15 protein-coding genes are annotated in these 18,244 nt (G+C 46.7%); 12 read left to right on the top strand and 3 right to left on the bottom strand.

The window, feature by feature from the left end:
- Nucleotides 1-198: 198 nt before the first annotated feature.
- The 6 genes from JGK39_RS11285 to JGK39_RS11260 all read left to right on the top strand — a co-directional run bounded on the left by JGK39_RS11285 (nucleotide 199) and on the right by JGK39_RS11260 (nucleotide 6,134).
- Complete coding sequence (locus JGK39_RS11285) at nucleotides 199-783, top strand: transposase (protein WP_293249770.1); 585 nt, start codon at nucleotides 199-201, stop codon at nucleotides 781-783.
- Between the two features lie 109 nt (nucleotides 784-892).
- Nucleotides 893-1,654 carry an OmpA family protein gene (locus JGK39_RS11280; RefSeq protein ID WP_293249773.1) on the top strand — a complete coding sequence of 254 codons (762 nt, stop codon included), beginning with the start codon at nucleotides 893-895 and terminating at the stop codon, nucleotides 1,652-1,654.
- Nucleotides 1,655-1,734: 80 nt separating this feature from the next.
- Nucleotides 1,735-2,610, top strand: coding sequence for an ABC transporter permease (locus tag JGK39_RS11275; protein ID WP_293249776.1), 876 nt, complete (start codon nucleotides 1,735-1,737; stop codon nucleotides 2,608-2,610).
- Between the two features lie 112 nt (nucleotides 2,611-2,722).
- Nucleotides 2,723-3,580: an ABC transporter permease gene (locus tag JGK39_RS11270; RefSeq protein WP_293249779.1), complete on the top strand. Its 858-nt coding sequence runs from the start codon at nucleotides 2,723-2,725 to the stop codon at nucleotides 3,578-3,580.
- A gap of 51 nt (nucleotides 3,581-3,631) precedes the next feature.
- Nucleotides 3,632-4,693, top strand: coding sequence for a spermidine/putrescine ABC transporter substrate-binding protein (locus tag JGK39_RS11265; RefSeq protein WP_293249782.1), 1,062 nt, complete (start codon nucleotides 3,632-3,634; stop codon nucleotides 4,691-4,693).
- A 352-nt stretch (nucleotides 4,694-5,045) separates the two neighbouring features.
- Nucleotides 5,046-6,134: an ABC transporter ATP-binding protein gene (locus tag JGK39_RS11260; RefSeq protein WP_293249785.1), complete on the top strand. Its 1,089-nt coding sequence runs from the start codon at nucleotides 5,046-5,048 to the stop codon at nucleotides 6,132-6,134.
- 25 nt (nucleotides 6,135-6,159) lie between these two features.
- On the opposite strand, the gene JGK39_RS11255 is transcribed toward JGK39_RS11260, so the two are convergent.
- Both JGK39_RS11255 and JGK39_RS11250 read right to left on the bottom strand, forming a co-directional pair.
- Complete coding sequence (locus tag JGK39_RS11255) at nucleotides 6,160-8,316, bottom strand: protein phosphatase 2C domain-containing protein (RefSeq protein WP_293249788.1); 2,157 nt, start codon at nucleotides 8,314-8,316, stop codon at nucleotides 6,160-6,162.
- A gap of 175 nt (nucleotides 8,317-8,491) precedes the next feature.
- Nucleotides 8,492-9,718 carry an RNA-guided endonuclease TnpB family protein gene (locus JGK39_RS11250; protein ID WP_293249791.1) on the bottom strand — a complete coding sequence of 409 codons (1,227 nt, stop codon included), beginning with the start codon at nucleotides 9,716-9,718 and terminating at the stop codon, nucleotides 8,492-8,494.
- Nucleotides 9,719-10,128: 410 nt separating this feature from the next.
- On the opposite strand from JGK39_RS11250, the gene JGK39_RS11245 reads away from it, so the two are divergent.
- Together JGK39_RS11245 and JGK39_RS11240 are read left to right on the top strand one after the other, a co-directional pair.
- The gene (locus JGK39_RS11245) at nucleotides 10,129-10,560 is read left to right on the top strand and encodes an NfeD family protein (RefSeq protein WP_293249930.1); all 432 of its coding nucleotides are present in this window, start codon (nucleotides 10,129-10,131) and stop codon (nucleotides 10,558-10,560) included.
- 368 nt (nucleotides 10,561-10,928) lie between these two features.
- Nucleotides 10,929-11,897, top strand: coding sequence for an SPFH domain-containing protein (locus JGK39_RS11240; protein WP_293249794.1), 969 nt, complete (start codon nucleotides 10,929-10,931; stop codon nucleotides 11,895-11,897).
- Nucleotides 11,898-12,116: 219 nt separating this feature from the next.
- On the opposite strand, the gene JGK39_RS11235 is transcribed toward JGK39_RS11240, so the two are convergent.
- Nucleotides 12,117-12,509 carry a Fur family transcriptional regulator gene (locus JGK39_RS11235; protein WP_293249797.1) on the bottom strand — a complete coding sequence of 131 codons (393 nt, stop codon included), beginning with the start codon at nucleotides 12,507-12,509 and terminating at the stop codon, nucleotides 12,117-12,119.
- 145 nt (nucleotides 12,510-12,654) lie between these two features.
- Between JGK39_RS11235 and purS the strand changes: the two genes are divergently transcribed.
- From purS to JGK39_RS11215, 4 genes are all read left to right on the top strand, one after another.
- A complete protein-coding gene (gene purS, locus JGK39_RS11230) occupies nucleotides 12,655-12,939 on the top strand; it encodes a phosphoribosylformylglycinamidine synthase subunit PurS (protein ID WP_293249934.1) in 285 nt (94 codons plus the stop codon).
- Between the two features lie 360 nt (nucleotides 12,940-13,299).
- Entirely contained in the window at nucleotides 13,300-14,001 is a 702-nt protein-coding gene (gene purQ, locus JGK39_RS11225) for a phosphoribosylformylglycinamidine synthase subunit PurQ (protein ID WP_293249800.1), read from the top strand.
- A 276-nt stretch (nucleotides 14,002-14,277) separates the two neighbouring features.
- Nucleotides 14,278-16,320: an ATP-binding protein gene (locus JGK39_RS11220; RefSeq protein ID WP_293249803.1), complete on the top strand. Its 2,043-nt coding sequence runs from the start codon at nucleotides 14,278-14,280 to the stop codon at nucleotides 16,318-16,320.
- On the top strand, nucleotides 16,313-18,142 hold the full coding sequence (locus JGK39_RS11215) for a hypothetical protein (RefSeq protein ID WP_293249806.1): 1,830 nt from the start codon (nucleotides 16,313-16,315) through the stop codon (nucleotides 18,140-18,142). Before JGK39_RS11220 ends, JGK39_RS11215 begins: the two co-directional genes overlap by 8 nt.
- The last annotated feature ends 102 nt before the right edge of the window (nucleotides 18,143-18,244 follow it).

The raw sequence follows: 18,244 nt of genomic DNA, 5'->3' as shown, positions 1-18,244 counted from the left end.
GTAGTGTGGACTTTAGTCCGCAAAAAGAAGGACTGAAGTCCTCACTACGAACCTCAGATAAAGGTTGGTAGTGTGGACTTTAGTCCGCAAAAAGAAGGAATGAAGTCCACACTACGAACCAGGGATAATTATATTTATAATGATCGCTCAAGTCCTTACTACAAAATTTAAAATCAAAATATCATGTACGAGTACCGGATGCTAACACCAGAACAACGTGCTGAATTAGTTAGACAACGCTTAGCCAAAGGCTACCCACCCCATAGACCACCACATCTAATACGCGATCGCACTTTTTACCTGCTGACAGCCACTTGTTACGAACATAAGTATTACATGGTAGATACATCCCGCCGCCAGCAACTTCTAGATCGGCTATTTGAGGCATTTGTAACTAAAGGTATGGAAATACTGGCATGGGTTGTATTGCCCAATCACTATCATCTTTTGGTGCAGGTTGCGGACTTTAACGATTTAAGTAAATTATTTCATTCGGTTCATGGCGCAACCTCTCGTCAATGGAATCTTGAAGATGGAGCTACAGGTGGTCGAACAGTTTGGTATAGTTACAGTGATAGAGCTATTCGTTCGGAACGCCATTACTATACAACGCTGAATTATATCCACAACAATCCTGTCAAACACCTATGGGTAAAGTCTCCTTATGATTACGCTCAAAGTAGTATTCACTGGTATTTACAATATTATGGACGGGAATGGGTGCATCATTTGTGGACTCAATATCCAGTTAGAGACTATGGTCGCACTTGGGACAATATTTAGCAATAGGTTGAGGACTAAAGTCCTCACTACAAACCTTCGTAGTAAGGACTTTAGTCCTTCTAATGAGAGAGGACTTTAGTCCTCACTACAAACTAATTAAATTACAAAAATGAGAAATTTATCAGATTTAGACAATGCACCGGAAATAGAAGAAGAGGAAGACTCCAGCGTACTGCTCTCGATCGGCGATTTAATGTCCGGCTTGCTGATGTTATTCGCCCTCCTGTTCATCACCGTCCAAATTCAACTCAGCGAAAAGGCGAAAAGGCTCGATGAGAAAATCCTTCAGGTGGAAAAACTGCGGCAGGAATTGCAGCAATATCAAAAGGCTTTTGAAGGACTGCCACAAATTATTGTCAATGCTTTAGAAGGAAAAATTGGAGACAAAGATATTTTTACTGTTGACCCCGGAACCGGAGATGTCAGCATTCGCGATCGCATTTTGTTTGATAATAACAGTTCCGTCCTCAAACCCGAAGGAAAAAAGTTTCTCCAAGCCTTCATTCCCATTTACAGCCAAGTGCTTTTTGCTAACAAACAGTTTGAAAAACAAATTTCTCGCGTTGTCATCGAAGGACATACAAGTTCCGCAGGTTCCGATCCAAAAAATTTGGAACTGAGTTTGCGTAGGGCTTTAGCTGTTTCTAATTATATGTTTTCCGATGAGGTTAATTTTCCTAAAAAAGCCGAATTGCAGCAGAAAGTATTAGTTTCGGGACGGGGAGAATTAGACGCGAATCCGACTCAAAATGCAGCGGGCGATCGCAAAGTCGTTTTCCGCTTCCAATTCCGCCGCGAAAACTTGAATGTTGACTTAAACCGCCAATTACCCTCGCCCGAAAGCAAAAGCCCAAATTCTACCCCTAGATAAATGCTGCGGCTTGACCTGCGGATTTGATATAAAATGTGTGGGATTATTAGTCCTATACGCACGGGTAGCCAAACACCCTGATGAAATCGCTCTTTCCCAATCGAAAATCGAACAGCGAACATAGAAAACTGTATAACCTGTTGCTGTTATTATTTCCCGCCAGCGCATGGCTGATCGTTTTCTTCATTCTGCCGGTGCTAATTGTACTGTTGTACAGTTTCTTAGAGCGCGGTACCTACGGCGGCGTTACTTGGGTATTTACTCTCAGTAACTACCAGCGTTTGTTTAGCTGGGTTTTTTTAGGGGTAATTGGTCGATCGCTCTTTTTAGCTTTTCTCACAACCACCGCTTGCTTGTTAGTCGGCTATCCCCTAGCATTTTTCATCGCCACCCGTCCTCCCCGCTGGCGAAATGCCTTGCTTTTGCTGATAATTATTCCATTTTGGACTAACTTTTTAGTGAGAACCTACGCCTGGATCATTCTGCTGCGAAGCGAAGGAGTAGTGAACATAGCCCTGCAAAACCTGCAAATAATTACCGAACCGTTAAACTTGCTGTTTACGCCTTTCGCTGTGGCGATCGGTCTGATTTACGGCTATTTACCTTTCATGGTTCTGCCTTTATATTCTAGCATAGAACGCTTCAACTTTTCATTAATAGAAGCCGCTCAAGATTTAGGTGCAAATGATATTCGGACTTTTTGGCGCGTATTTTTGCCGCTGACAACTCGCGGCATTGTTGCGGGTTCTATCCTCGTGTTTGTTCCCGCAGTCGGCGCTTTTATTACACCCGATATATTGGGCGGATCTAAAACAATCATGGTGGGAAATTTGATTCAAAATCAGTTCATGAAATCTCGGGATTGGCCTTTTGGTTCGGCGCTTTCTATGCTATTGACGGTAATCATATTAGTTCCTGTTTTAATTTACTTCCGCGTCTCCGACGAAACTCAATAAGCGGTGCCCGCAGCGCACCCCACGTTTAGTAGGGTGCGCACTGCGCACCGAGGTGCGCACTGCGCACCCTACTAATAATGACTAATGACCAATGACCAATGACTATTGACTGATGACTAAAACAAAACTAGATTTATTTGTTCGGGCGATCGCCAAAAAGTGGCTTTGGGTACAAGCAGCCCTAGCATTTGCCTTTCTCTACTTGCCAATTCTCATCTTAATTATTTACTCCTTCAATGCTTCCAAATTTAACGCAGTTTGGCGCGGTTTTACCCTCGATTGGTACAGCAGCTTGTTTAGCAATGCAGGTGCGACGATTGCTACCAGCAGCAGCGCCGGAATTTTGCCAGCACTTAGCAATAGCTTGCTAATTGCAGCTATTTCGACGGTTGTAGCGACTATTTTCGGTACCATGCTCGCGCTAGCGCTGGAACGCTTTCATTTTCCGGGACGCAAAGCAGTGGAAGCTTTGCTGTTTTTGCCGGTGATTATGCCCGAAATTACGATCGGCATTTCGCTGCTAGTTTTCTTTACCCTCGCATTTCGGATCGTAGAAAATCTCACGGGAATCCGCCTCAATCTCGGCTTACCTACAGTAATTATCGGTCACGTTGTCTTTAATATTTCATTCGTAACGATTACCGTCAGGGCGCGTTTAGCCGAACTCGATCCTCAATTAGAACAAGCAGCCTTTGACTTGGGCGCTAACGAAGGTTGGACTTTTTGGCGGATTACTTTCCCTCTAATTTGGCCAGGTATTTTCAGCGCAGCACTGCTGGCTTTTACTTTGTCGCTGGACGATTTTGTCGTGACATTCTTTACCACCGGCGTCGGTTCCATGACTCTGCCGCTATTGGTTTACGGCATGATAAAATTTGCAGTGACGCCAGCAATTAATGCGATCTCAACTTTGATGTTGTTGGCTTCCTTGTTGCTGGTTGTATCATCGCTAAGAGTTCAAAAAAGTTGAAACAATTGCTTTTTGTGTCATAATTAATGTCGCGTACAACTAACAAAACCCATGAAACGCCTGCTGACTTTCTTACTTTTGTTTGTGATGAGTGCAACGGTGGTTTTCGGCTGTAACCGCATAGGTAGCAACCCGCAGCAAGTGCTCAGCATTTACAATTATGCAACTTATGTCGCTCCAGAAGCGATCGCCCAATTCGAGAAAGAGAACAATGTTAAAATTCAATACGACACTTTCGAGAACAGCGACGCACTCTATGCCAAACTAAAACAGGGAAATCCAGGTTACGATGTAATATTTCCCGCTGATTACATGGTGAAAATCATGGCAGCAGATAATATAATTGAGCCGTTAGATTTGCCAAAAATTCCTAACCAAACAAATCTGGATTCGAGATTTATCAACCAAACATTTGACCCTGGCAATAAATATTCGTTGCCTTATCAGTGGGGAACAATGGGCATTGGCTACAACATCAAAGCAACCAAGGGCGAAATTAACAGTTGGGGGGCGATGTTCGATCCTAAATATACGGGAAAAATAGCATGGCAAGATGATGCCCGATACACTTTTGCCGCAGTTTTAATGTATTTAGGATTTGACCCCAATACAACTAATCCCGAAGAAATTAACAAAGCCCGCGACTTGCTGATTAAAAATAAAAATATCATTGCCGCTTTTGTCCCCGACACGGGTCAAACTCTGCTAGATCAAGGAGAAGTTAATCTGACAATGGAATGGAGCGGTGATATTTTTCAGGTGATGAAAGAGAATCTCAATCTCCGCTACGCTATTCCCAAAGAAGGAACAATCATTTTTTCTGACAACATGGCAATTCCCAAAGATGCGGCTCACAAAGAGTTAGCCCATAAATTTATTAACTTCATTTTGCAGCCTGAAGTAGGTGCTAAAATTTCCAATTTTACCCACTATGGCTCGCCAAATAAAGCAGCAATAGACAAAGGTTTAATTGACCCGAAAGATTTGAATAATCCCCAAATTTATCCGCCGGCTGAGATTTTTGGTAAGATGAAATTCTTGCAAGATGTTGGCAAAGCAACCGCATTGTACGATGGAGCTTCGACGGAAGTTAAAGCAGGAGCTGGAAAGTAAGCTGTTTCACATTTAAATTGCATATTTGGGGTGATGCTCAGAGCATCGCCCCACAAGAAAGAGTTTGATTATAGTCTTTCAAGCGAAAGATGAGGTACGTTGTTGGGCTTCAGCCCTCTGAGCGTGGTTATATAGTAAGTAACTAACTGTAGGGTGCGTCAGGGAGAAAATTATTCAGTAACTAACTGTAGGGTGCGTCAGGGACAAAATTATTCAGTAGATGGTCGTCATATTCAGCCCTGGCGCACCCTACAATAACTTGTGGGCTGTTGCTCCGACGCCGCCCCAAAATTAAATTAAAATGCATAACAATAAACTAATCGCGTTCCGCACCCTACTAGGATAGATAATAATGCACGCCGTCGAAATTTTAGACGTTTCCAAAGTATTTAAAAGCGCTCGCAGTCAAGATTTCTTGGCTGTAGACAACATTAACCTGCAAATTGGCGATCGCGAATTCTTTTCTTTGCTGGGGCCTTCCGGCTGCGGCAAAACTACAACTTTGCGAATGATAGCGGGTTTTGAAACTCCCACAGCGGGCGAAATTTACATTCACGGCCAACCGATGCAAAATCGCCCGCCATTTCACCGCCCTGTGAATACGGTATTTCAAAATTATGCTTTATTTCCGCACATGACTGTAGCACAAAATGCTGCATTTGGGTTGGAAATGGAGAATTTGCCTCCGCAAACAATTCGCGATCGCGTGGCGGGAGCTTTAGGATTAGTACAGTTAACGGATGTAGAAAAACGCTATCCCCGCCAACTGTCAGGGGGACAGCAGCAGCGAGTAGCGCTGGCGAGGGCGTTGGTCAAAGAGCCTTCTGTTTTGCTGTTGGATGAACCCCTAGGAGCGCTGGATTTGAAGTTGCGTAAAGAGATGCAATTAGAATTAAAAAAGATGCAGCGCCAATTGGGGATTACGTTTATTTATGTAACTCACGACCAAGAAGAAGCTCTCACAATGTCGGACAGAATTGCAGTGATGGAGGGAGGAAAACTGCAACAAGTCGGGACGCCTGTTGATATTTATGAATATCCTAAAACGCGGTTTGTGGCTGATTTTATTGGGGACAGCAATTTTTTAACCGGGCGAGTAGTAGAAAAGCAACAGGGTAAAATAATCGTGTTGGTTGACCAGCAGTTGCCCGTGTTAGTTGCAACATCAGAAAATTTGCCCGCTGGGAAAGTTGTTACTCTGGTGTTGCGGCCGGAAAAAGCTGCTATTTATCCGGCTAATTATGAGGCTGAACATAGCTGGCCGGGAGTAGTTGAAGAGGCGATTTATATTGGCACTGACACGCGCTATACGGTGCGCCTGACTGCTAAAAGCTCGATCGCCCTTCGCCGACAAAACTTGCACAGAGATGACTTGCAGCGGCACAAAATTGGCGACAGCGTTCGAGTCGCCGTGCCCCCGGAAAGTATCTGTATTTGTTGAAACCTCCTGCTGAATTCGCTCTCCTTTACTGGGGTGATGGCGAGGGAATCTCGGCCCCGGGCGCGGGAATTTCTGGAGGAGTTGATTCTGGGGAGGGCGCGGGAATCTCGGCAGGAGTTGATTCTGGGGAGGGCGAGGGACTCTCGGCACCGTTTGAGGGAATATCGGCACCCGGGGAGGGAATATCCGCAGGAGTTGGGGCGGTAGTTTCCGGCGGTGGCGGCAGTTGTTCCGGCTCGGGGTTCGGGTTTTGGAGGCCGCGCACCCACAAACCTAAACCCGCGAAGACTAGCATCAGCACCAACAGTCCCAACATTGGCCCCAAGCGATTGGGCTTCTGTTTTTGAACTGGTTCCGAGGCGGGGGCAGTTTCCGGGTAAAGCAACTGTTTGGAGGATTCAGAAAGCTGAGATTCTGGCATCCTCCCCGTCTTCTGGAGGGATGCCGAACCTGACACCGAGGGTGGCACCGGCAGCGACACCGAGGGTGACATGGGTAGCGATATCGACGGCGACACCGAGGGTGCCGACGCCGTATCGAACAGTACCACTTTCTCCGGCGACATCCGACAGTGAGTCACCACCACAGAAGTGTTATCGTAACCATTTTTCTCGTTGGCGAGGCGAACCCAAGAGACAGCAGCGGCTTCCAAGGACATTTTGCCCTCAAGTACCTCGGGGCCGTAATTTTGCCAAGATTGCTCTACCCAGTCGTTGTCGCTCAAACCGTCGGAGCACAGCAGCAGCAAGCCTTCCTCTTCGACAATAAATCGCTGAATCGTCGGGCGCAGGAAATCGCCGTCCCGCGTGCCCAAGGCTTGAGTCAGGGCTCCGGCATCCGATCGCAATTGAGTCTCCCAGTATAAACTGTGTCCTAGGTGTACTTCCCTTGAGGCCACATCGTCGTCCACAGTCAGCCGCTGACAGTAATTGTTGCCAATCCAATAGGCGCGGCTGTCTCCAACATTAACTAGATAAAGTTCGTGACTGTTATTCGCCGGTACATCCTGGGAAACTTTCACTTTTTGAGGCAACTGGAGGGCCATTATCAAAGTGGTTCCCATGCGCTCGCGCAACTCTTTTCCCTGCTCGTTATTTTGAGCAGAAATCACATTATTCACAACTTTCACTATTTCTTCAAGTTGTTTGATGACCATTACTGGGGCCATTAACTCTTCTTGTTCGGCGATTTCGGCGAGCAAATTTTGGATTAAAGCTTTCAGTGACTGCACGGCTAATTGACTGGCAACTTCTCCTCCTTCGTGGCCTCCAACGCCGTCGCAAACCATTGTCAAGTAAGGAATTAGTTTGTCGTTTCCGCCTGTTTTGAGCGATTGAAAATCAGCAGCAGTCGGATAGCAACTATCTTCATTGTGGGTGCGCTGCGGCCCGGTATCGGTGATGCCGACTACTTCTAAATGCAGGGGCAATTTTGCAGCTTGTTCTAATAGTAAATCGTTGAGTTCCAGGGCGATCGCATCTAAATTCATGCTGCTGCGGCGCATAAATACACAAATCTCGGATAGTTTCGACTGTACCTCAGGCCTTGCCGATTCCACCAAACCAGACCACACATCTCCCAAATCCTTCAGCGTCGGTACAAAATTACCCCGATGCAGTTCTAAAAGACGCACCCGCCAACCTTCCACGCGCAAATTTTCCGGTACCAGCAAACTCGCAGCGACTCCCTGTTCCGAAAGCGGCGTCCACAGTTGGAGCATTTGCCACAGCCAGTAAACTTGGCGCGCGGCACTTGTCTGAGCCCAAGCTTGTAGAATAGAAGGATAAAGGCTACCGAAATTATTGACCGGCACATTTTCCAACAACAGCACCTCTGTGGCTTCTGCTGCTTCCCCCAGGGAACAAAAGCCGTATACTTCGGGGGTATGCAGCCGCTGGGGATACAAATGCAGGTAAGGCATAATCCTATCCGGCAGTTGTTCGGGGACGCCCGGAGGGATAGACGGACGACTGTCGAGCCAGATTTGGGGTGCAATGACAAAATATCGATCGGCGATTACCTTACCCGTCGGCACTTCATCGACTGCGGGGCCCACCGCCCACAAATAGCGATAAATTAAATCGGTTTCGCAAGCTGCACACTTCTGGCTGCCAAAGCTATTGCGCGGTTCGGGACAGCTCAGATTCGGGCAATAAATCGGTTCGGAGAAACTACTGATCATATCGAAATAGTTTGTGTAAAAACATTCTGAAGATATATGATTGCCACGCTCAAATTCAGGAACTTGAGAATAAACTGATTTTAGCCCCTATCAATTTCTTAACTGCCTTTGGGGCACGAGAAATTGTAGTTGCTGCCGGTGGACACCGGCTAAAATTGTAATTTAAGCTAGTGAACTACCCACCGTCAAGCGGAGTACCGCTATGACGGGGGCTTCTCCCTTCAACAACCACAGCCGCTACAGTAGTAGACTTGCGTCCATACTGCTTTGGTCTTACATAGCCTTCAGGAGCAATAACGCTGGTTCCCAACGCCAATAATCGCAAACCTTCATTTTTGATATTTATCGCCGCGTTAATGTCTCTGTCGTGTCTTTGGCCGCAGTGAGGGCAATCAAATGCACGCACTGATAGATCCATTGAGGGCAGTAGTTTCAAAGTATTAGAGCAAAGATGAGTTGAGGCAAAGAATCTACCTATTTCTAGATAAATTTTACCCACCATTTCGGCTTTGTACTTGAGCATAGTACAGAACATCCCCCAGCCAGCATCAGAGATTGATGAAGCTAGGCAGTGGTTTTTGACCAGGTTTCTTACTGCCAGATTTTCTACTACTATGACTTGGTTTTCGTCTACTATCTTGCGCGATAGTTTGTGTAAAAAATCTTCGCGGACTCTTTTAATTTTAGAATGAACCTTGGCTACCGCAAGCTTTGCTTTGCGCCGGTTCTTAGTTGTTTTGTCCTTTTTACGGGCTAGCTTTTTTTGCTTGCGGGCTAGATTCTTCTCATATTTCTTTGTCGCTCTAGGATGCTGATACTTCGAGCCGTCAGATGTAACAGCAAAATCAGTTAGGCCTAGATCTAGACCGATTAGTTTGCCCTCAGAACTAGGTTCTGGACATTCAATCCCATCATCTACCAGCATCGAAGCAAAGTATCTACCATCAGAATTTTTGGAGACAGTCACAGTTTTGACTTTACCCTCAATATCTCGATGAACCTTCGCTATGACAGTACCCAACTTACCCGGAAACTTAATCTCGCGATCGCTCAAGACTGTGACATTTTGAGGATACTGGATTGACTGTTTTCCTTGGCGTTTCTTGAATGTCGGATACATTGCTCGACCATCAAAGAAGTTGCCAAAAGCCACACCTAGATTTAAAACTGACTGTTGAAGGCATTGTGAGTAACACTCAGACAACCATTTATATTCAGCTTTCCATAAAGGTATGAACTTCTTCATTGTCATTGCCGTAACGCCCCTGCCTGTTTCTTGGTAGGTGGCACTCATCGTAGCCAAAGACTGATTCCAGACCCAGCGCACACAACCGAAAGCCTGAGCAAGGTGAGCTTGCTGGGCAACAGTTGGATAGATGCGGATTTTGACAGCTTTTAACACGACAGCTTTTAATCAGATACTTAGATTGCTTGTAGAATTGCTCTAAGACTACGATAGCAAAGAACATTGCCAAAAGCAAGGAATTTGTGGGCGACAACATCCACCCGCGATCGCTCACTACCAGAATGCTTCGTGTCTTGTGGCGGGTGGAATCGTCCCTTCACTGGCCTGTTATCCCATACCAACCGAGGCGGTATGGTATGGGGATTCCCGTCTGCCTAGCTAAAACTCTGAGTTTGAGTGCGATCGAACTTGCAGCCCGGTGGTTGCAGGCTCAACCTGTTACTGCGACACGATTTTTCGCTCTCCAAGGGCTAGCAACTCGCAAACCCTTGCAAACTCAGTTGTTCGCAATTGTTACATCTCAAATTTCAAATCTAAGATATTTTATAGTATCACCAATTCTTTTTATGTTCTGGACTCCCACGCTCCTTTGGTTGCTAGTTGGGGCTTTGCTCTGTTTGGCAGAGCTATTTCTCCCCACTGCTTTTGTTGCTTTTATCCTGGGACTGAGTGCCTTCGCCGTCGCTGGATGCTCTCTAGTTTTACCTTACGTTAATTTACAAATATTCCTGTGGATGGTATTTTCGACAGTTTTTGTGCTGCTGTCCCGGCGATTGATACCAAAAGGCAAGGCATGGGCGATCGCAGATTCTGACGAAGCTAAAACTTTAACAGAAATTCTCCCAGGAGAATCGGGGCGAGTGATTTATGAGGGGAATTCTTGGCAAGCTCGCTGCGAAGACACTTCTACCGCCATCCCCCCCAACCAAAATGTCATTGTCGTCGGCAGGAAAGGCACTACTCTGATAGTTTTACCCGAAAATTTATTGCATTCTTAAACAAAATGCGAAATCGCTCGCAGAAAATTAGTAGTTAGTGATTAGTCATTAGTCATCATATCAGGTCTGCAGCCACAATCGTAATCAAATTGGTTTGATCGTTCGGACTTTAGTCCTCTGGATTATGCGGACTAAAGTCCGAACGATCAAACCGTTTTGATGACAGGTAATTTAGCGGACATGATATCAGTCATTAGTTAACAGTTTAGTCTTGGACTGGAGACCAGAAACCGGGTTTATTAGCCCATACTTGCTGAAAACCTTCTTGGGAGAGTTAAGAAACCCGTTTATTTGTTGGGAGTGCGTCCCAAACTACAGTTAACAATCAAGAAACAGTCAACAGTCAACATTATTTATAGGAGACGACCGTGGAACAACTTTTTTTACTCGTATTTTTGGCACTGGGCGGATCGGCCATCGCAGGTTCCGTCAAGATTATCAATCAGGGAAATGAAGCGCTGGTGGAAACTTTAGGAAAATACAGCGGCAAGAAACTCGAACCAGGTTTGAATTTTGTCACACCGTTTCTCGATCGCGTAGTTTACGAACAAACAATTCGCGAAAAAGTCTTAGATATTCCGCCGCAAGCTTGTATCACGCGCGATAACGTTTCCTTCACCGTAGATGCTGTGGTTTACTGGCGGATTGTGGACTTGGAAAAAGCCTGTTACAAAGTCGAAAATCTTCAGTCAGCAATGGTGAATATGGTGCTGACTCAAATTCGCGCCGAAATGGGTCAACTCGACCTCGAACAAACGTTTACAGCCCGTTCTCAAATTAATGAAATCTTGCTCAGAGATTTAGATATTGTGACCGATCCTTGGGGAGTGAAAGTAACGCGGGTGGAATTGCGCGATATTATCCCTTCTAAAACTGTACAGGAATCGATGGAATTGCAGATGGCAGCCGATCGCCGAAAACGAGCTGCAATTCTGACATCCGAAGGCGAACGCGAGTCAGCAGTTAACAGCGCCAAAGGTAAGGCGGAAGCGCAGGTTTTGGATGCGGAAGCACGGCAAAAAGCGACTATTTTGGAGGCGGAAGCTCAACAAAAGGCGATCGTCCTAAAAGCGCAAGCAGAACGCCAAAGTCAGGTTTTGAAAGCTCAAGCTACTTCTGAGGCTTTGCAAATTATCGGCAAAACTCTGCAAAATGACGCCAATGCGCGGGAAGCTTTACAGTTTTTGTTAGCTCAAAACTATCTGGATATGGGCTTAAAAATTGGCAGCAGCGACAGCAGCAAGGTGATGTTTATGGATCCGCGCAGTATCCCGGCTACGATGGAAGGATTGCGATCGATCGTTGGGGAAGCGAATAATAATGAGGTGAACAAATAGAAAGGGCGGTTGAAATCGCAACTGCACAAAAAGAAAGAAAGAAAGAAACGGCGATTGAAATCGTTTGTATAGCAGCGATTTCAATCGCCGAGTAAGTATCTTCTTCCTTCTTCCTTCTTCCGACTTCCCTCGAACGACGGACATCGGACTTCCATCTGTTACATCCGTTACATCCGTTACAGAATCCGTTGCCGAACTTCCTTATTCCTTCTTCCTTCTCTAAGATTCTTGAGCGAGAGTACACCGATCGCACAATCCGAAAAATTCCAATGTGTGATAATAAATCTTGAAAGAGTGAGATTGTTGCAGTTGGCCTTCTAAGTGGTGGACGGGGCATTCGTCGATCGTAATAGACGCACCGCATTCGAGACAAGTGAGGTGATGTTGGTCTTGGTGGGCGGCACCGTAGAGAGACTCACCGCTAGCAAGGGTTCTGACGTGAACGAAGCCCTCCCGCTTTAAACCGTCGAGGGAGCGGTAAACTGTTGCTAAGCCCATGCTTTGGTCGCTGTTACGCAGTTCTAGGTAGATATCTTGCGCTGAGAGCGATCGATTTAAGGTCTTGAGCAAGTTTAAAATACGCTCCTGACTGCGGGTGCGGTTGGTTCTCATAATTTTTTTGTGTAGTCTGCTGGAATCACATTTGTCCCTATTTCTAGGCTATCTTACTTGGGGGCTGTGCAAATGGCGATCGCGCGCAGCCTGGTTGTAGAATACAATGGCGCTAACTTGCACATCACCTACCGCAACATTTCCCGTGACTCAGAAATATCTTGCCCAAATCTATGTTACCCTCCGCCCTTCGGTTTTAGATCCCGCCGGCACTGCCGTACAGTCTGGTTTGCAACACATGGGCTACGACAATGTGGAGCGCGTGCGGATCGGAAAGTACGTTGAATTGACGCTGACTGCTGCTGATGAGGCCCAGGCCCGCGAACAACTCGATCGCGTTTGCGACCAACTTTTAGCGAATCCAGTTATTGAGAATTATCGCTTTGATTTGACTGAAATTGCTGTACCTGTTGAGACAATAGGGGCTTAAGTGCGATCCCCCCTAACCCCCCTTAATAAGGGGGGGACAAGAGCGTTCAGAGTCTCTCTTACAGGTATAAATTGGATACCCCTAACCCCCCTTATTAAGGGGGAGACAAGAGCGTTCAGAGTGTCTGTTAAAGATATAAATTCGATCCCCCCTAACCCCCCTTCTTAAGGGGGGGACAAGAGTTTTTAAAGTCTGTCTTAAAAAGAAAGAAACTCGGAACACTCAAAGTCCCCCTTCTTAAGGGGGATTTAGGGGGATCTAGGCTTCGATACAAACAAAAGAAACAGAGGATTTAAGTCTTAAGTTGACACCTCTTCCTTCTTCCTTCTTCCCTCTTCCCTCTTCCTTCAACATCTGCTTATGAAATTTGGAGTTATTGTTTTTCCGGGTTCAAATTGCGATCGCGATGTGGTGTGGGTAACTCAAGGGTTACTGCACCAACCGACGCGGATGATTTGGCACGAAGATACCGATATTTCGGATATTGACATCATTGTAGTTCCCGGCGGTTTCAGTTATGGAGATTATTTGCGGTGCGGTGCGATCGCCCGTTTTTCTCCAGCGATGCAGGCTACGGCGGAACACGCGAAACAAGGAAAGCTTGTACTCGGCATCTGCAACGGTTTTCAGGTGCTGACTGAAGCTGGTTTGCTCCCCGGTGCCCTGGTGCGGAATGCGGGATTGCATTTTATTTGCGATCGCACTTCGTTGAAAGTCGAACGCGGTAACACTCCTTGGACTTCCGCCTATACTTCTGGTGAAATCATCGATCTTCCCATTGCTCACGGTGAAGGAAACTATTATGCCGATGCGGATACTTTGGCCGAGTTAGAAGATGGCGATCGAGTGCTGTTTCGCTACTGTACGAGTGCCGGAGAAATTAGCGCTGCGGGGAATCCCAACGGTTCGTTAAATAATATTGCCGGGATTTGCAATCGTCAGGGAAATGTGTTAGGAATGATGCCGCATCCTGAGAGGGCATCCGATCCGATGTTGGGGGAAACTGATGGGATGAAATTGTTTCAAGGGTTGCTGATGGCAACAGTTGCTGCTGTTTTGTAGTTGGGTGAAATTTACAACTTAGCGGGAAAGACTGCTTAGCCGAAAAGGCCGCCAGGGGTTTCAACCCCTGGCTAATAGCGAAAGTCCTCTTGCATAGGACTAATGAGTTCTTGAGTCCTCTAAAAAGGACTTTCGCTTTGAGGCGGGGGTTTGAACCCCCGCCGGACTGAGGGTTTAACCCGTTTGTTGACACCACGACCTTTTTGCACATTTCTACCTTGTAGCAATTCTCTCGCCGCGCTAAACTACGCCAAAGTGAGAAAAATATTTAATTCTATGCCACAGATAGATTTAGCAAATATTAAAACTAGGTTGGTTGGATGCAGCGCGGTGATGACTGTCGGCCAGGTTCTTTCTAGTGTGCTCGGCGGGCCGGGATCTGAAGCTGCTGCCGCGATGATGGGCGGCCCGATCGCAGTTGTGGGTGTTTCTGCCTTAGCGACGATTGCTGCTAGTTTGGCTGGCGATATGGTGTCTGCGGAACTAGGCAACCATATAGTCGATCGCTTGGCTAAGAATAAGCATATCCTGGACAATCACGATTTAACTCGGGCGGCGGGTGAGGCGATCGGCTATATTCTCAAGTCCGTGGCGCGATCGACTGAATTAATAGAACTTGCCAAATCCAAGCATTTGCCCGACCATAAAAAAGCACTCAACGAATTAGCCGAGAAAAGTATTACATATTGGCTCAATATTAACACAGAAATTACCGATTCGTCAAGTGTTTTAAAGATTTCCGAAGACCAACTTACTAAGATTTTTTCTGCTGATAATTTTGATGAAGTTACGGGATTGACTGCGGAAGATTGGGGAATTTTTGTCAGCGGATTCGCGGCGATTGAGGGCAAATCCTTCGATGGTGAAATCGTGCAGTTTGCGGCGCAAAAACTGCACGCAACTTTCCCGCAAGCGTTTCGCGAAGTGCTGAAACAGGATGCGGAGACTGGCGGGCAGAAGTTTGCGGCGATGGTGTTGAACCTGCACCAAGTTGCTTTGGTCGAGCTCAAAGATTTGGGGCTGCAAAATGGCGAAATCCTCGATAAATTGGAGGCGGTAGCCAGTCAGCAGCAGATTTGTCAAGTCATGGTGCGGCTGGAGGCGATCGAATTTGGCATCCGATCCGATTTAGGGCAAATCCAGGATTTGTTGCAAAGATTAGTTGATACTTCCGCGCCCAGATTGCCACTTCCCTACGAGTGCGAGACGATTATTAATGATAAAGTTCAAGACTTTACCGGCCGGAAATTTGTATTTGAAGAAATCAGCCGCTTCTTGCAGCAAAATCCCAAAGGTTACTTTGTTTTAGAAGCCGATCCGGGTGTCGGGAAAAGTTCGATTATGGCAATGTGCGTGCTGCTGCTGAAGCGCCGCTGCGTTGCCCATTTTAACTCGCAATCTCAAGGCATTGTCCGCGCCGAACAATTCCTGGAAAATGCCTGCACTCAGTTAATTCAAGGCTTTAAACTCAATCATCCAAAATTGCCGGAGAATGCGACAAGAGATTGCAATTTTTTAGGGCGGTTATTGGGGGAAGTTAGCGCTAAGTTGAACGGCAAAAAGTTGATTTTTGTGGTGGATGCGCTGGATGAAGTGGATTTGAGTTTGCAGGGGCGGGGTAGCAATGTCCTCTATTTGCCGGATGCTTTGCCCGATAACGTTTATTTTATTGTTTCCAAGCGGCCGGAATCTCTGCCAATGCCCGCGAATCATCGGGTTTTTGATTTGATGCAGTTCAGTTCAGAAAGTCTGGAAGATGTCAAGGCTTATATTGAAAAACGCACGAGCAATAGTTCGTCTATTCAGGATTGGATTAACCGTCAAAATTTGAGCCGGGAACAGTTTGTGGCGGCGGTGGCTGCAAAAAGTCAGAATAATTTTATGTACCTCCGTTACGTGCTGAATGATATCGACAGCGGCAAGTACAGCGATGTGACTTTGAACAATTTGCCTGTGGAGTTGGAAGGATATTATGAGAAGCACTGGGCGCGGATGGAAATGGCGGTTAAGGATAAAGAATTGCGCCGCCGGAAGTTGAAGGTTATTTATTTGTTGACTAAAACTCGCAAGCCGGTTTCTTGCGATATTTTGGTGGATTTTGCTGAGGAAGATGCCTTAGACGTGCAGGAAGTTCTGGAAGATTGGGAGCAGTTTTTGCGGCGCAGCGGCGATCGTTCTCCTGATTACAGTATCTATCACGCGAGTTTCCAAAGATTTCTGCACCGCAAAGATGTGGTGCAGATAGCTGGGGTGTCGCTGCGGGATATCGAAACGGCGATTTCTGATAATTTGTGGGAGGATTTGTACGGCGATGAGTAAGTTTAAACAAAACTTGGGGAAAATGTCGCCGGAAAAGCGGCTTTATGCTTTGGAAACTCTGCCGGGGCATTTGGTGGAGAGCGTTCAAGGGGAAAGGCTGCATCAGTTGTTGACGGATTTTGATTTTATTGAGGCGAAGTTGGATGCGATCGGGGTTCAAGCGTTAATTGAGGATTACAATTTAGCGAGAGTTTCTGATGTTTTGCTGTCAGAGGAGCAAGCGGAAACACTGAAATTGATTCAAGGGGCAATTCGGAAGTCGGCGCACGTTTTGGATAGGGATGAAACGCAATTGGCTGGGCAATTGTTGGGGAGGTTACTCTATTTTGAAAGGCCACAGATTCAGGGGTTGCTGGAGATGGCAAAGCAGTGGAAAGATAGTCCTTGGCTGCGGCCTTTGAAGGCTAATTTAGAGCGGGCAAATGAAGGGGCATTGCGGACGCTTGTCGGTCATACTGGGTCGGTAACAGCAGTGGCGATCGCGCCCGATGGTAAAACAGCGATTTCCGCTTCATACGATAAAACCCTGAAAATCTGGGACACCGAGACAGGCTCGGAACTCAAAACTCTCACCGGTCATAGTTACGTAAATGCAGTGGCGATCGCGCCCGATGGTAAAACAGCGATTTCCGCTTCTGATGATAAAACCCTGAAAATCTGGGACACCGAGACAGGCTCGGAACTCAAAACTCTCACCGGTCATAGTGACTCGGTAAGAGCAGTGGCGATCGCACCCAACGGAAAAACAGCGATTTCCGCATCCTGGGATCGTACCCTCAAAATTTGGGACACGGAGACAGCCTCAGAACTGAAAACTCTCACGGGTCATAGTCGTGAGGTACTAGCACTGGCGATCGCACACGACGGAAAAACAGCGATTTCCGCTTCAAATGATAACACCCTGAAAATGTGGGATACCGAGACAGGGAGACAACTCAAAACTCTCATCGGTCATAGTAACTGGGTAAGAGCAGTGGCGATCGCACGCGACGGAAAAACAGCGATTTCCGCATCTTCGGATCGTACACTGAAAATATGGGACACCGAGACAGGGAGACAACTCAAAACTCTCACGGGTCATAGTGACTCTGTAAATGCAGTAGCCATCGGGCGCGACGGAAAAACAGCGATTTCTGCATCCTCGGATCGTACCCTAAAAATCTGGGACACCGAGACAGGCTCAGAACTGAAAACTCTCACGGTTCATAGCGACTGGGTAAATGCAGTGGCGATCGCACTCGACGAAAAAACAGCGATTTCCGTTTTTTGGGATCATACCTTGAAAATCTGGGACACCGAGACAGGCAGACAACTCAAAACTCTCACTGGTTATAGTTCCGATGTATATGCAGTGGCGATCGCACCCGATGGCAAAATAGCGATTTCCGCATTCTCGAATCATAGCCTGAAAATCTGGGACACCGAGACAGGCAGACAACTCAAAACTCTCATCGGTCATAGTAACTGGGTAAGAGCAGTGGCGATCGCCCCCAACGGCAAAGAAGCGGTTTCAGCTTCAGGAGATAAAACCTTGAAACTCTGGGATCTTGACAAAGGCATCAAACTGAAAACTCTCATCGGTCATACTTGGTTGGTAAATGCAGTCGCAATCGCCCCTAACGGCAAAATAGCGGTTTCCGGTTCATCGGATAACACCCTCAAAGTCTGGGATCTGCTTATCGGCAAAGAGGTTGCTAGTTTCAGCGGAGAACATGAGTTCAATTGCTGTGCGATCGCGCTTGATGGAGTGACAGTTGTAGCGGGCGATAGATCGGGCCGGGTGCATTTCCTGCGATTGGAGGGAGTTAGTGGCGATCGATAATCCAAGAAACCGGGTTTTTGCCCGAATCTGTGGGTTGTAGCCAAGTATTTCGGAAAAAACCCGGTTTCTGGGGCCTGGCCTCCCACCAAAGAAACCGGGTTT

The sequence above is a fragment of the Microcoleus sp. PH2017_12_PCY_D_A genome (genome assembly GCF_020738565.1).
Classification (GTDB): Bacteria; Cyanobacteriota; Cyanobacteriia; order Cyanobacteriales; family Microcoleaceae; genus Microcoleus.
The sequence above is the reverse complement of the archived record's forward strand: the minus strand, read 5'-3'. Positions and strand labels throughout refer to the sequence as shown.